Here is a 14,608-nt window from a genome sequence, read left to right as displayed (position 1 = left end):
GATTGAATGACCATCCCGTTCCTGTCGCGCCTCGACCTCGAGGCCACCGAGCTGTGGCGCGGCCTGCTGGAGCGTGCGCTGGGCGAGCCCGTGACCCTGGGCTTGCCGGACGATCGCGGCGCGGTCGAGATCGCGGTGGTCGCCAATCCGCCGCCGGGCGAGCTCGCGGCCCTGCCGAACCTGAAGTTCATCCAGTCGGCATGGGCCGGCATCGACGGCCTGATGGACGATCCCGTCCTGCCCCGCCATGTCGCCCTCGCCCGGCTGATCGACCCGACCCTGGCCGCCCAGATGGCCGAGGCCGTCGCGGCCCACGTCCTGGCCCTGCACCGCCAGGCGCCGGCCTATGCCGCCCAGCAGACGCAGGGTCTTTGGCGCAAACTCCCGCAGCCCCCGACCACCGAGCGCGCGGTCGGGTTGCTGGGTTACGGTGAGATGGGAAAAGCCTGCGGCAACACACTGGTTGCGCTTGGTTTTCAAGTCTCGCACTGGACGCGGACGAGTGGCGATCTGGACAACCTCCTGGCCCACAGCGAGATCGTGGTGAACCTGCTGCCCCTGACGCCGCAGACGCGGGGAATCCTCGGCCAGGCGACCTTCGCGCGCATGCGACCCGGCGCGGCGATCATCAATGTGGGGCGTGGCGGACACCTGGTGGAGGCCGACCTCGTCCCAGCGCTGGACTCGGGCCAGCTCGGCCATGCCGTCCTCGACGTGTTCGAAATCGAGCCCCTGCCCGCCGGTCACCCGTTCTGGCGCCACCCGAAGATCACCATCACCCCACATGCCGCGGCGATCACCGACCCGGCCAGCGGCGCCCTGCGGGCTGCCGAGAACATCGCCCGTTTTCGCGCCGGCCAGCCTGTGACGGGGTTGGTGTCGTTCGAGACCGGATACTGAGCTCAGACCGGCAGTTCGGTCACCGACTTGACCTCTTCCAGCACGGCGTAGGTCCGGGTCTCGCGCACGCCCGGCATGCGCACGAGAACATCGCCCAGGAAGCTGCGATAGGCCTCCATGTCGCGCACCCGGGCCTTGATCAGATAGTCGAAACCGCCGGCCACCATATGGCATTCAAGGATTTCGGGACTACGCTGCGCGGCCTGGGCGAATTCGGTGAAGGTGTCGCCAGTGGTCCGGTCGAGCTGGACCTCCACGAAGATCAGTAGGGCCCGGTCGACGGCCTTGGGGTCCAGCAGGGCCGAGTATCGCAGGATCACTCCGCGGTCCTTCAGGCGGCGGACCCGGTCCGAACAGGCCGAGGGAGAGAGGTGGCATTGCTGGGCCAGGTCGAGGTTGCTGATCCGCCCGTCTCGCTGCAGGACGCGCAGCAAGCGGCGGTCGATCTCGTCCAATTGCACAGCGTTCGGCATCAGTGACCCATTCCGTGGTTTCATTCGGCCAATTGGCCTTATCTCCGCAGGACATTCGATAGCAGAAACGATACGCCGGATCATAGAAGCTCCGCTCCCTCAAGGCTGCGCCATGACCTCCTGGACCGCTCTCGACGACCTTTCCGCCAAGTATCGCGACGAGACCGATGCGGTCACCGCCCTGCTGGCCGCCCAGCCCCTGTCGACCCAGCAGCGAGCCGCCGTACGGGCCGAGGCCGAGGACCTGGTGCGCGCCGCTCGCAAGTCGGCCAGGCGCCAGGGCGTGGTCGAGGGCTTCCTGCAGGAGTTCAGCCTGGGCACCCGTGAGGGCCTGGCCCTGATGTGCCTGGCCGAAGCCTTGCTCCGCACCCCCGACCAGGACACCCGCGACCGGCTGATCGCCGAGAAGATCGGCAACGCCGACTGGGCCAGCCATCTGGGCCAGTCCGACAGCCTGTTCGTCAACGCGTCCACCTGGGGCCTGATGCTCACCGGCAAGTTGGTGGAAGTGGACGACGAGGCCCGCAACGATCTGCCGGGCTTCCTCAAACGGCTGGCGGAGCGGATCGGCGAACCCGTGGTGCGCAAGGCTGTGGCCCAGGCCATCGGCATCATGGGCGAGCAGTTCGTCCTGGGCCGCAGCATCGAGGCGGCCCTGAAGCGGGCCGGCAAGGAGGGCCAGATCTGTTCCTTCGACATGCTGGGCGAAGGCGCCCGCACCGCCTCCGACGCGGCCCGCTACGAGCAGGCCTATGCCGACGCGCTGGAGGCCGTGGGCAAGGCGTCGAAAGGTGCGGGTCCGGAAGCCGGGCATGGGGTTTCCGTGAAACTCTCGGCCCTGTCGCCGCGCTATGAGGCGACCCATGAGGACCGGGTCTGGAGCGAGCTCTATCCGCGCACCAAGCGGTTGGCGCTGATCGCGGCCCGGCACGACATGAACTTCACCATAGACGCCGAGGAAGCCGACCGGCTGACCCTGTCGCTGAAGCTGCTGGACCGTCTGGCCCGCGAGCCGGAGCTGGGCGAGTGGCAAGGCCTCGGCCTCGCCGTCCAGGCCTATCAGAAGCGCGCGCGGCTGGCCGTCGAACGAGTGGCCGAGATCGCCCGGTCCAGCGGCCGGCGGCTGATGGTTCGGCTGGTGAAGGGCGCCTATTGGGACAGCGAGATCAAGCGCGCCCAGGTGGGCGGGCGGCCCGACTATCCAGTGTTCACCACCAAGGCGGCGACGGACCTCTCCTATCTAGTGTGCGCCCGGGCGCTCATCGCCGCCGCGCCGAACCTCTACGCCCAGTTCGCCACCCACAATGCCCACACCCTGGCAGCCGTCCACGCCATGGCCAGCGAGGCCGGGGTGAAGATCGAGTTCCAGCGCCTGCACGGCATGGGAGAGGCGCTCTACCAGGCCGCGGACGACCTGCACGGCGGCGGCGTGGTGCGCACCTACGCGCCGGTCGGCGGGCATGAGGACCTGCTGCCCTACCTGGTGCGCCGCCTGCTGGAGAACGGCGCCAACACCTCCTTCGTCCACGCCCTGCTGGATGAGCGGGTGCCGGCCCAGGACGTGGTGGTCGATCCGATCGCCGCGGTGGAGAAGGCCGGCATCGGGCCGCACCCGAAGATCCCCCGTCCCGTCGACATCTATGGGGCGGAGCGGAAGAACTCGCTGGGCGTCGATCTCTCCATCCCGGAGGAAGCCGCGCGCCTCACCGCCGCCGCTCGCGCCCTGGAACCCCTGTCGTCGGGGCCGCTGATCGGCGGCAATCTCCGCGCCGGAGCGGAGTCCCAGCCCATGCGAAGCCCGTCCGCCAGCGCCCTGGTGGTCGGGAAGGCCAGCGAGGCTTCCGCCCTCGACATCGACGCAGCCTTCGCCGCGGCCAGGGCCGCCCAGCCGGCCTGGGACAGGCTCGGCGGTTTCCGCCGCGCCGAGATCCTGCGGGCCATGGGGGACACGCTGGAGGCCAATCGCGACCGTCTGGTCGCCATCTGCGCCCGTGAGGCCGGCAAGACCTTGGCCGACGGCGTGGCCGAGGTGCGCGAGGCCGCGGACTTCTGCCGCTACTACGCCCACCTGGCCCTGACCAGGTTCGGCGGTCCCGAAACGCTGAAGGGGCCGGTCGGCGAGACCAATACCCTGGAGCTGCACGGCCGAGGGGTCTTCGTCTGCATCAGCCCCTGGAACTTTCCGCTTGCCATCTTCACTGGCCAGGTCGCCGCGGCCCTGGCCGCCGGCAACGCCGTTGTGGCCAAGCCGGCCGAGCAGACCCCGCTCATCGCCTCCGAGGCGGTGAAGCTGTTCCATGCGGCCGGCCTGCCGCCTGGCCTGCTGGCCCTGACCCCCGGCCGCGGCGAGACGGTGGGCGCGGCGCTCACCGCCCATCCGGGCTGCGACGGCGTGGCCTTCACCGGCGGCACCGACACGGCGCGGCGGATCAACCAGTCCCTGGCCGGCCGCGAAGGCCCGATCGTGCCGTTCATCGCCGAGACCGGCGGCCTGAACGGCATGTTCGTCGACACCACGGCTCTCAAGGAACAGGTGGTCGACGACGTGATCGCTTCGGCCTTCGGCTCGGCCGGGCAGCGGTGCTCGGCCCTGCGCATCCTGTTCCTGCCCACCGACACCGCCGACATGCTGATCGACGGGATTAAGGGCGCCATGGACGCCTTGGTCCTGGGCGACCCGGCCGACGCTGTCACCGATATCGGCCCGGTGATCGACGCCGAGGCCCATGGGACTCTCTGCGCGCATCTGGAGCGGCTGGAGCGCGAGGCCAAGGTCCTGCACCAGCTCAAGGCCCCAGAGGGCGGGACCTTCTTCGGGCCGGTCCTGGCGGAGATCCCGTCAGCGAACTTCCTGGAGCGCGAGGTGTTCGGGCCCGTGCTGCACGTGGTCCGCTATCGGCCGGCCGACCTGGCCAGAGTCGCTGGCGAACTGGCGGCCTCGCGATACGGCCTGACGCTGGGCGTCCACTCGCGGATCGACGCCTTCGCCATCCAGGTCCGCGAGCTGGTCCCCGCCGGCAACGTCTATGTGAACCGCTCGATCATTGGAGCCGTGGTGGGTGTCCAACCCTTCGGCGGCGAGGGTCTGTCCGGGACCGGTCCCAAGGCCGGCGGGCCCAATTCGCTAACCCGCTACGCCATCGAGCGCGCGGTCAGCGTCAACATCACCGCCCAGGGCGGCGACCCGGCGCTGCTAAATCTGAGCCTGTAGCAGACGTGGACGAACTCCCGCCCAGACGCCGCCGGCCGCAAGGACGGCGGCGTTTTCATGCATGGCGGGGGGGCGAGCTCCGGCTTCCGGAGCTGCGCGATGGTACCACCTCTCGGGCTCGAACCGAGGACCTCTAGATCCACAATCTAGCGCTCTAACCAGCTGAGCTAAGGCGGCGTATCGCGAGGCGTTCTTCTAGTCGCGCGGGACCGTTCGATCAAGCGCCCAGCGTCCATGGGGCGGGACCGGCCAAGAAAAAACCCCGGAGGCTCGCGCCGCCGAGGTTTGATCGTTGGTCTTTGGTCGAAGTCAGCCCTTGGGCAGCGTCCAACGGAGCGGGATCCGCACCGTTCCCCCTTCGACAGGGGCGCCGTCCTGGGTCTTCGGTCGCATCTTGAACAGCTTGCTCGCCCGAAGGGTCGCAGTACCGAAGTCCTGATCGGCCGGATCTTCGGAAACGATGGAGCAACCCTCCAACGTCCCCTTGGACGTGACCGTGCAGCTGATCGTCGCCCGGCCTTCGACGCCCATCCGCTGAGCCCGTTCCGGGTAGTACCGGGACAGAGCTTCGGCATCGGGACGACGCGACCAGTCGGGGTTCGTGATGACCGACGGACGCGGCGGGGTCGGGGGCGCAGCCCGAGGGGGCTCCGGAACCTCGATCCGCTTTTCGACCGGCGGAACCGGCAGAGGCGGGATCGTCGGCAGATCGGCCGGCACGTTCACCGGAGGCCGCGGTTGCAGCTTCGGCGGCGGAGGCGGCGGCGTGTTCGGAGGCGGAGGCGGAGGCGGCGGAGGCGGCGGCGGGGCGGGCTTGATGATCGCCACGTCCGTCACATCATCCGAGTACTCCTTGTACTTCGGCTCGAACTTCGACTTGTAGAGGTAGGCGATGAGGCCGGCGTGCACGATGATCGAGAGCACGATGGCGACGGTGACGCCCGTGTTCCGTTTCTTAACCGGCTCATCGAAGACGCTGCGGTGATGGGTCGAGTCTGTGGTTTCAGCCATTCGTCACCCCCCTCACTCTTCGAGGCCAATAAGGGCCACGCTGTAGAACCCGTTGTCCTGAAGCATGTTCATCACGCCCATGAAGTCTCCGTAGAGAACATTCTTGTCGGCGCGGATGAAGATGCGTTCCTTCTCCGGATTGCGCTTTCCGATATTGGTCCGCAGGTCGTCGCCCAGGTCGGCAAGGTCGGTCTTGCTGTCGCCCAGGTAGATGCTGCCGCCCGGCTGGATACTGATATAGACCGGCTTCGGTGGATTGGTCGAAGGCTTGGCGGTAGCCGGTGGAAGGGCCACCTCCACGGTCACGGCGGCCATAGGCGCCGCGACCATGAAGATAATCAGGAGCACCAACATGACGTCCACGAAGGGCGTCACGTTGATTTCGCTCATCGCCTCTACCGAGTCGCGCCCACCCCCAGAACCTGAGAGTTTGGCTCCCATGGCGGTTAGGCTCCCTTGTCGAGCTGCCGGGAAATGGCGTTCATCAGTTCGGCGACAAATCCGTCAGTCCGCGAGCCGTAAGCGGAAATCCGGGTCTGGAAGTAGTTGTAGAAGATAACCGCCGGGATGGCGGCGAACAGACCGATACCCGTGGCGAGAAGCGCTTCGGCGATGCCGGGCGCGACGACGGCCAGGTTGGTGGTGTTGGTGTTCGCGATGCCGATGAACGAGTTCATGATCCCGTAGACGGTGCCGAACAGACCGATGAACGGACCGGACGAACCGACGGAGGCCAGGAACTGCATGCCGCTGGACAGGCGCTTGGCGAGGTTGGATTGAACCGCGCCAACCGCGGCTTCCGCCCGGTGGATGGTGGTTTCACGGTGCGCGCCGGTGACGGCGAGACCCGCTTGACGCGACAGTTCGACTTCTTGGGCGGCCGCGGCGGCCATGTCGGCCATCGGGTTGCCTTCGAATTCTTCGGACATCGCGATACGGCCCATGTCGTTGATCGACTTGGCGCCGCGGAAGGCCTCGACGAAGCGGTCAGAGGCTTTGTTCAGCGAGCTGAACTCGATCATCTTCGTGACCAGCAGGGTCCAGGAGAGGATGGAGGCCAGGATCAGGCCGATCATCACGACCTTCACGACGGGTTGAGCGTCGAGGAACATCTGCACGACGGTAAGGGAACCGGCATGCTCGATGGTCGGGGGGGCGACGTCGGCTGCGGGAGCCGCAGCATCCGCGGCTGGGGCCGCGGCGGCATCAGCGGCCGGAGCCGCGGCGGCGTCGGCGGCGGCGGGAGCGGCCGGAGCGGCGGCTTCCTGCGCGAACGCCGGCACGCTCGCCATCAGCGCGACCGCGCCGATGAGAGCGATGAAAGGGGTCAGTCGTTTGTTGTCGAGCATCTGTCGCCAGTTCCTGATTGGTCTAGCACGTTTGGACCGAGGGTCGTCGCGCGAGAGCGTCTCCACCCTAGTTAAAGCCCGCCGCTCGTCCGGTAACCGCCGGACAAAACGCCAGAGCCGCTTTCGCTGCGCCCGACCCGTTACGCCAACGCTTCAACGAACTCGTGAAGCGTAACGTTCCGAAGGCGGGAGCGACCTCGGTTTCCCCAAAGGGAAGCTAAGGTCTTAACCGCCATGTTAGACGTGCGGCAGGGGTCCTTTGGCAACCCCTATTAAGGGCGTCAAGGGGTGTTACTCCGAGGGTCGACCCCGAGTAAGTGGCGCGACCTGCAACATTGCTGCAATGCACAATGAGGCCTGTAAGTAATCTGCCGGGATTTTCGACTAATAGATGAAAATATATGTTGCGCCGCAGCATGGCTGACGGAACGCCGGTCTCGAAATAACCCGGCTCGCGATCCGAATTTTCGGCAGGGCGCCCGAAATTCGGTCGCGTCCCAGCCTTGGCGGGCAAATGGGAGCCGGAGGGGTCCGCGTCAACCCGCGCGCGCCGACTCGCGGGCCGTCGGCGCGGGAGAGCGTCTCGTCGGACATGCCGGCGAGGCACGAGCCCCCGTCCCTCTGGAACGTCACTCAAGCCATACGGAACAAGCTCTACCGGTCGTTCGGCCCGCGGGTGGTCATGGCCGCCTCCGGGTCGGGCGGCGGGGCGACGACCACGGGCGCGGCGGGCGGCGTGATGACGACGGGCGGCGGCGCGACCTCCGGCGGCGGGACCACCAGCGACTGTGGGACGATCTCGGCGGGGTCCGGGCGAACGGCCTCTCCAGGTCGGGCGACGGGCGCAGCCGCGCGCACCTGGCGCCTCGGCGCGGGCGCGGGGGCAGGCTGGGCGACGGCGGCCGGCTCCGGTGGCGTGGCGACCGGCGGCGGGGCCTGGACCGTCTGGACCGGCAAGGCGCGGGGGGCGGCGCGGTCGGCGGCGACCCTGCCCTGACGCGCGGCGAGCGCCACCACGGCGACCACGGCGATCACGGCCAGGGCGCCGGCGCCCACGACCAGCGGCAGGCGCCGGCTCGGGGCGCGTCGCGGGGCGGCGCGCGGCGATAAAGGGGCGAAGACCGGCCCCTCCTCAATCGTCGGGGGGGGCGGCCGCGGAGGCTCGGCGGCGGGTGGCGGCCTGGCGACAGCGGGAGCGACGGCGGCCGCGGTCGGCGTAGGTGCGGGCGCAGGGGCCGTGGGAATGAGCGAGCCCGTCAGGATGCTCGGCCGTGGCGGCGGCACCGCCGGTTGGGGCGCCACATAGGCGAGGGAGGGCCTCGACGGCGGCGGCGGCTTCCCGGCCTTGGGAAGCGGACCGATGCGGAACACCGGGCGCGGCTGACCTCCCCAGGCGGAATTGGTCGCGAACGGACTGGGCGGATCGTTCTTCGGCGGCGGCATGCGCGTCTCCACGACCGTTCCCGGCCGCGCACAGGTGAGCCCCCGCCCGCCTGGAACCTCGCCGCAGACTTGGTCGGTTCTGTGACGCCGCCCGTGGACAGGCGCCGCCGAGCGACCCACACTCGCCGACCTGGGGCGGGCGCGTCGAGGTCGAGGGACAGTCATGAGTTACAGGCAAATCCTGTCCGCGGGGCTGTGCGCCGCGGCCCTGCTGGGCGGCGTGGCGCGGGCCCAGACCCCGCCGCCGGCCAATCTGGCCCTGGCCCGCGAAATCCTGGCGGAGCTCATCGCCATCAACACCGTGCACGATCAAGGCACCCTCCCCGCCGCCGAGGCGATCCGGAAACGGATGCTGGCGGCCGGATTCGCCCCGGCCGACGTCACCATGCTGGTGATTCCCGGACATCCGACCCAGGGCCAGCTCCTCGTACGGCTGCGGGCCAAGGCTGCGAAGGCCAAGCCGGTGCTGTGGATCAGCCACCTCGACGTGGTGGAGGCCCGGCGCGAGGACTGGACGGTCGAGCCCTTCGTCCTCACCGAGAAGCACGGCTGGCTCTATGGTCGCGGCGTGCAGGACATGAAGGGCGAGATCGCCGCCCTGCTGGCGGCCCTGGTCCGGGCCAGGCAGGAGGGGTTCGTGCCCGACCGCGACATGATCTTCGCCTTCACAAGCGACGAGGAGAGCGGGGACGCCAACGGGGTGGACTGGCTGATCGAGACCCAGAGGCCGCTGGTGGACGCCGCCCTGGTGATGAACAGCGACGGCGGCGGCGGGTCCATGCGCGGCGACCAGCGTCTCTCCTACGGGGTCCAGACCAGCGAGAAGGTCTATGTCACCTTCCAGCTGGAGGCGACCAACAAGGGCGGTCACTCTTCTATCCCGGAGCCCGACAACGCGATCTACCGCCTGGCCAGGGGGCTTTCGCGCGTCGAGGCGTTCAAGTTCCCCGTGGCGACCACCCCCACCACGCGCGGCTACTTCGCCAAGGCTGCGGCGCTGGAAAGCGGTCAGGTCGCCGCCGACATGCTGGCGGTCTCAAAGGAGCCCGCCGACCTGGCGGCCGCCGAGCGGCTGAGCGCCACGCCCGCGCGCAACGCCCGCCTGCGTACGACCTGCGTGCCGACGGGGCTGTCGGGCGGGCATGCGGAAAACGCCCTGCCCCAGCGCGCCCGCGCCGTCATCCAGTGCCGCATGATGCCCACCGACAGCGAGGCGGCGGTGCGCGCCAAGCTGGTGGAGGTGGTCGCCGATCCCGGTGTCGAGGTCAGCGTCGTCTGGCCCGCCGCGCCCGCGCCGGATTCGCCCTACGATCCGGCCTTGTTCGCACGGCTGACCAAGGTCGTGCAGGGCATGTGGCCCGGCGTACCCGTGCAGCCGCACATGGACCTCGGCGCCTCAGACAGCGTCTATACGCGCGCAGCCGGCATGCCGAGCTACGCGGTCGGCGCCATCTGGAGCGACGTGAACGACAACCGCGCCCACGGGCGGGATGAGCGGATCAGCACCAAGGGCTTCGCCGAGGCCGCGGAGTTCGACTATCGGCTCATCAAGAGCGTGGCGTCGGCGCGCTAGAGCGAAGCGACGATCATCCAGACGCAGAACGCCGCGGCCGCGAAGCCGATGACGCGGGCGGCCCATCGGCGCGCCGGGGTCTCTATTCCCGACGCGAAGCGGACGAGCGCCAGGGCGCAAAGGATGTAGACGGCCAGGATCAGCAGGACCGAGGCGTTGATCAACGCGTTGAACTGCTTGGTCAGGGTCGGCGACAGGGTGGCCAGGGCCGCCAGGGACATGAGCACGGCCACCAGCAGGATGTCGCGGACCGGGGTGGCGTGGACGGCCTGGGTGGAGAGCGCCTTCGGGAGATAGCCGCTGGCGGCGCCCACACGGCCGGCCTCGGCGGCGACCAGCACCCAGCCGCCCAGTGTGCCCAGGGTCTTGGCGAGCGCGCAGGCGGCCACCACCGCGCCCGCGATGGGACCCGCGGCGAGGGCGACCATGTCGGCGAAGGGGGCGGTGGAGGCGGCCAGCCGCTCGGCGGGGATCACGCCCATCACCGCGGCGGTGGCGGTGGTGTAGACGAGCGAGGCCAGGGCCACGCCGCCCAGGGCCGCGATCGGCAGGTTGCGGCGGGGATTGTCCACCGCGGCGGCGGCCACGCTGGCGCTCTCCAGCCCCATGAACGCCCAGAAGATCATCACCAGCGACCCGGGCACCACCTTGCTCAGAGGCTGGCCGCTGACGTTCCAGGAACCCCAGAAAATGTCAGGATCGAAGTGCAGAATCCCCAGGCCGATGGCGGCGAGGATGGGGATCAGCCCGATCACAAGGGTCGAGGCCGCCAGCCAGACCACCACCCGCGGCCCCCAGAGATTGGCCGCCGTCATCAGCCAGATGATGATCAGGGTTGTCGCCAGGGTCGCGACCGGCCCGATCAGCCCGGGCAGGAAGACCGCCAGATAGCCGACGGCGGCGATGGCGATCGCGACATTGCCGACCCAGGAGGCCACCCAATAGGCGCTCCAGGACAGGAAGCCGAAGGCCGGATGCAGGGCGTCGGCGGGATAGCGGACCAGGCCATTGACGTCCGGCCGCATGATCCCCAGCAGGGCGAAGACCAGGGCCAGGACCAGGCCGCCCACCGAGGCGACCGCCCAGCCGATGACACTGGCGCTGCCGATCGCCGCCAGGGAGGCCGGCAGCAGGAAGACCCCGGAGCCGATCATGTTGCCGGCCACCAGGATGGTCGCCGCGAAGGGGCCAAGGCCACGCGCCGCGCCCGGCTCGGAGGGGGCGTCGGCCGCCACGGCGTCCGCCCTCTGGCTCAAGCGGTTCCGAGCCGTCCGCGACGGGCGTCCCTGACGATCTCGCGCGCAGCGTTGTGGCCTGGCGCGCCGGTAACGCCGCCGCCGGGATGAGTGCCCGCCCCGCACTGGTAGAGACCGGCGATCGGGGTGCGATAGTCGCCCGCGCCCAGAACCGGGCGCGCCGAGAACATCTGATCCAGGCTGAGATTGCCGTGCATGATGTCGCCCCCGCTCAAGCCGAAAGTGCGCTCAAGATCGAGCGGCGACAAGACCTGGCGGCCGACCACCGAGGCGGCGAAGCCGGGGGCCTGAGCCTCCACCGTGGCGATCATCAAGTCGGCGACCTCCTCGCGGTGGTCGTCCCAGGAGCGACCGCCGGAGAGGGTCGGCGCCACGTGCTGGCAGAACAGGCTGGCGACGTGCTGGCCGGCCGGCGCCAGGCTGTCGTCCAGGGTGGACGGGATCAGCATCTCGACGATGGGAGCCTTGGACCAGCCGTGGGCCCGGGCGTCGGCATAGGCCTGTTCCATATAGGCCAGGCTGGGGGCGATGATGATGCCGGCGGTCAGGTGGTCGCCCGGTCCGGGCAGGCAGGTGAAGTCCGGCAGTCTGGAGAGCGCCACGTTCATGCGGAAGGTGCCCGAGCCGCTGCGATAGCGGTCGATGCGCTCGGCGAAATCCGCAGGCTGGTACGAACGGTCCACCAGCTTGCCGAACAGCAGCTTGGGATTGAGGTTGGAGACCACGGCGCGGCCGCGGATGGTCTCGCCCTTCTCGGTGACCACCCCCACGGCCCGACCCTTCTCCACCAGGATCTCGGCGATGGGGACATCGGTGCGGATCTCCACGCCGCGCTCGCGACAGCAGGCGGCCATGGCCTGGGTGATGGCGCCCATGCCGCCGATGGCGTGACCCCAGGCGCCCTTCTTGCCGTTCACCTCGCCGAACACATGGTGCAGCAGGACATAGGCCGAGCCCGGCGTGTAGGGGCTGGCATAGTTCCCCACCACCCCGTCGAAGCCGTAGACGGCCTTGATCGGATCGCTCTCGAACCAGCCGTCCAGCCAGTCGCCGGCGGACTGGGCGAACAGGGCCAGCAGGTCGCGCTTGGCGGTCATGTCCAGGTGGCCGAGCTTCCGGCCAAGGCTGGCGCTCTTCAGCAGCTCGGGAATGGCCTGGGCCAGCCCCCCCTCCACCAGGTTGGGCGGCGTCTGCAGGACCAGGTCGCGCAGGACGTCGGCGATGGCCTCCAGACGGTCGCCATAGGCGTCGAGGCGATCGGCGTCCTTTTGCGAGAACTTGGCGACCTCGGACTTGGTGCGGCCGTCGCCGGTGGCCAGATAGCCGCCGGGCACGGGCAGGAAGTTCGACACCTTGCGTTCGACGATCTTCAGGCCGTGGCGATGCAGGTCGAGGTCGGCGATGACCTTGGGATTGAGGAGGGAGACGGTGTAGCTGGCCACCGAGTTGCGGAAGCCGGGATGGAATTCCTCGGTCACCGCGGCGCCGCCGACCACGCTCCGGCGCTCCAGCACCGTTACCTTGAGGCCCGCCGCGGCGAGATAGGCCGCGCAGACCAGGCCGTTATGGCCGCCGCCGACGATCAGGATGTCGCGCTCGCTCGCCATGTCAGGCCGCCTTCGCCGGAGGGTGCGGCAAGGCCGCCTCGGGGATGTCCGCCTTCAGCCGGCGGGCGAAGCTCGCCAGGCAGACTTCGCCGGGCGACAGGGGTCCGCTGACATAGGACGAGGAGCCCATGCCGTCCTGGACCCGCTGGATCAGCACCGTGTCCTCGGCGTTGACCTGGCGGTTGATGCGCCAGTTGAGGTAGCGCGCGGCGCGGGCCTCCCGGCGGCTGTCGGGCCGGACGTAGGAGATTTCCCGGATCAGGGTCTCCTTCGGCGAGACAGGGATGAACTGCATGAAGTCGACCTGATCCGGATAGACGTCGAAGGCGAGGTTCGGCCAGAGCTTGTAGTAGCTCCAGCGGCGGCGCTGTTCCGGCGGCAGGTGGTCGAAGACCGGCATGAGGGCCTGGTAGCCCCGCTCAGACCAATTGGACGACGGCGTCTCGGTGACCTCGCCCCACAGCTTGTCGACCCAGGGCTGGACTTCCATGGCGTAGCTGGGGCCGAACAGCCGAGTGAGGCCGGGATGGGCCACGGGGATGTGCAGGCCGTCGGCATAGTTGTCGGCGACGTTCTTCCAATTGACCGGGCGGGGTCGCAGGGTGACCCGGCCCTGGGGGACCAGGGTCTCGAAGCCGTGGGGCGCCAGTTCGTCCAGATAGGGCGCCATCATCTCGGCCACGCTAGGCGAGCCCGGCGCGAAGCGGACGAAGACGAAGCCCAGGAAGATCTCCTGCTCCACCGGAGCCAGGCCGTGCTGGCTGAGATCGAGGTCGCCGAAGCCCTGCCAGGGCGGGGGGCGCAGCAGGGCGCCGTCCAAGCCGTAGCTCCAGGCGTGATAGGGGCAGACCAGCCGGTGGCCGCAATTGCCATGCGAGCCGTCGACCAACCGCGCGGCCCGGTGGCGGCAGGCGTTGTGGAAGCTGCGCACCACGCCGTCGGCGCCGCGCAGGACCAGGACCTTTTCCCCCAGGAAGTCGAGTGTCTGGTAGTCGCCCGCGTTCGGCACGTCGTTGACGTGGCAAACCACCTGCCAGGCGGTGCGGAAGACGCCTTCCCGCTCGCGCTCGAAGAAGCCGGGATCGCTGTAGATCCAGGCCGGCAGGCTGCGTTCGATCTCAGGATTCATCGCGGCGACCCCACATCGTCGTTACTATACAGTCGTATAGCAAGGCGGTGACAGCAAGGGCTAGACCGCCTCTCCGCCCTGGAGGAAGCGCGCGGTCCAGTCGGCGGCGAGCCGGGTGGCCTCGTCGGGGGTGAAGGTGGCGGGGTCCAGGCAGAGTTCGAGCCAGAGCCCGTCCAGCATGGCGGAGAGGCCGAGCGCGCCGGCGCGCACGTCGACCGCCCTGCCACGCGCCAGCGCGGCGGCGGCCAGCAAGGCCTCAATCCGTCCGCGATAGGCGCCGTAGGTCTCGGCGTGCAGGCGCGCGGCCTCGGGATCGGTGCGGACCAGGCCCCAGAAGCCCAGCCAGGCCGAAAGCAGGTCGCGGTCGACGATGGTCGGCGAGAAGCTGGCCGCGATAAAAGCCGCCAGCCGGCGGTCGGGATCCCCACCCGCGCCCGCCATCGTGGCGTCGATATGGTCGTCCACCCGCTGGACCACATGTCGGTAGGCCTCAACCAGCAAGGCCCCGAAACTACCGAAATGGTGGCGCACCAGGCCCGGCGAGACGCCGGCGCGGACGGCGACGTCGCGCACCGACACCGCGCCGAGACCTCGGGCGGCGAGGCTCGCGAGCGTCGCCTCGATCAGCGCCTGACGGCGGATCGGGGCGAGCTCGC

General features: G+C 69.3%; 12 protein-coding genes and 1 tRNA gene. 3 read left to right on the top strand and 10 right to left on the bottom strand.

Going from position 1 to position 14,608, the window contains the following annotated elements; translation table 11 throughout:
* Window positions 1–6: 6 nt before the first annotated feature.
* Window positions 7–900, top strand: a complete 894-nt coding sequence (locus tag M9M90_RS08520) for a glyoxylate/hydroxypyruvate reductase A (RefSeq protein ID WP_254836730.1) — start codon at window positions 7–9, stop codon at window positions 898–900.
* A 2-nt stretch (window positions 901–902) separates the two neighbouring features.
* Here the strand turns inward: M9M90_RS08520 and M9M90_RS08515 are convergent, their stop codons facing one another.
* On the bottom strand, window positions 903–1,373 hold the full coding sequence (locus M9M90_RS08515) for an Lrp/AsnC ligand binding domain-containing protein (RefSeq protein ID WP_254836729.1): 471 nt from the start codon (window positions 1,371–1,373) through the stop codon (window positions 903–905).
* A gap of 112 nt (window positions 1,374–1,485) precedes the next feature.
* On the opposite strand from M9M90_RS08515, the gene putA reads away from it, so the two are divergent.
* Window positions 1,486–4,584: a bifunctional proline dehydrogenase/L-glutamate gamma-semialdehyde dehydrogenase PutA gene (gene putA / locus M9M90_RS08510; RefSeq protein WP_254836728.1), complete on the top strand. Its 3,099-nt coding sequence runs from the start codon at window positions 1,486–1,488 to the stop codon at window positions 4,582–4,584.
* Between the two features lie 100 nt (window positions 4,585–4,684).
* Here the strand turns inward: putA and M9M90_RS08505 are convergent.
* From M9M90_RS08505 to M9M90_RS08485, 5 genes are all read right to left on the bottom strand, one after another.
* A tRNA-His gene (locus tag M9M90_RS08505) sits at window positions 4,685–4,761 on the bottom strand.
* Window positions 4,762–4,893: 132 nt separating this feature from the next.
* Entirely contained in the window at window positions 4,894–5,595 is a 702-nt protein-coding gene (locus M9M90_RS21190; protein ID WP_305885141.1) for an energy transducer TonB, read from the bottom strand.
* A 12-nt stretch (window positions 5,596–5,607) separates the two neighbouring features.
* The gene (locus tag M9M90_RS08495; RefSeq protein WP_254836726.1) at window positions 5,608–6,036 is read right to left on the bottom strand and encodes a biopolymer transporter ExbD; all 429 of its coding nucleotides are present in this window, start codon (window positions 6,034–6,036) and stop codon (window positions 5,608–5,610) included.
* Window positions 6,037–6,041: 5 nt separating this feature from the next.
* A complete protein-coding gene (locus M9M90_RS08490; protein ID WP_254836725.1) occupies window positions 6,042–6,944 on the bottom strand; it encodes a MotA/TolQ/ExbB proton channel family protein in 903 nt (300 codons plus the stop codon).
* Window positions 6,945–7,598: 654 nt separating this feature from the next.
* Window positions 7,599–8,387, bottom strand: coding sequence for a hypothetical protein (locus M9M90_RS08485; RefSeq protein ID WP_254836724.1), 789 nt, complete (start codon window positions 8,385–8,387; stop codon window positions 7,599–7,601).
* A gap of 163 nt (window positions 8,388–8,550) precedes the next feature.
* Between M9M90_RS08485 and M9M90_RS08480 the strand changes: the two genes are divergently transcribed.
* Window positions 8,551–9,960, top strand: a complete 1,410-nt coding sequence (locus M9M90_RS08480) for a M20/M25/M40 family metallo-hydrolase (protein WP_254836723.1) — start codon at window positions 8,551–8,553, stop codon at window positions 9,958–9,960.
* On the opposite strand, the gene M9M90_RS08475 is transcribed toward M9M90_RS08480, so the two are convergent.
* The 4 genes from M9M90_RS08475 to M9M90_RS08460 are packed head-to-tail and all read right to left on the bottom strand — an operon-like array spanning window position 9,957 to window position 14,594.
* Window positions 9,957–11,216 carry an amino acid permease gene (locus M9M90_RS08475; RefSeq protein ID WP_254836722.1) on the bottom strand — a complete coding sequence of 420 codons (1,260 nt, stop codon included), beginning with the start codon at window positions 11,214–11,216 and terminating at the stop codon, window positions 9,957–9,959. The genes M9M90_RS08480 and M9M90_RS08475 overlap by 4 nt on opposite strands.
* Window positions 11,213–12,823, bottom strand: a complete 1,611-nt coding sequence (locus M9M90_RS08470; RefSeq protein WP_254836721.1) for an NAD(P)/FAD-dependent oxidoreductase — start codon at window positions 12,821–12,823, stop codon at window positions 11,213–11,215. The genes M9M90_RS08475 and M9M90_RS08470 overlap by 4 nt, the downstream gene beginning before the upstream one ends.
* 1 nt (window position 12,824) lies before the next feature.
* Window positions 12,825–13,952, bottom strand: coding sequence for an aromatic ring-hydroxylating dioxygenase subunit alpha (locus tag M9M90_RS08465; protein ID WP_254836720.1), 1,128 nt, complete (start codon window positions 13,950–13,952; stop codon window positions 12,825–12,827).
* A 60-nt stretch (window positions 13,953–14,012) separates the two neighbouring features.
* The gene (locus tag M9M90_RS08460; protein ID WP_371876927.1) at window positions 14,013–14,594 is read right to left on the bottom strand and encodes a TetR family transcriptional regulator C-terminal domain-containing protein; all 582 of its coding nucleotides are present in this window, start codon (window positions 14,592–14,594) and stop codon (window positions 14,013–14,015) included.
* Between the last annotated feature and the right edge of the window lie 14 nt (window positions 14,595–14,608).

This window comes from Phenylobacterium sp. LH3H17 (genome assembly GCF_024298925.1).
Lineage (GTDB): Bacteria > Pseudomonadota > Alphaproteobacteria > Caulobacterales > Caulobacteraceae > Phenylobacterium.
The sequence above is the reverse complement of the archived record's forward strand: the minus strand, read 5'-3'. Positions and strand labels throughout refer to the sequence as shown.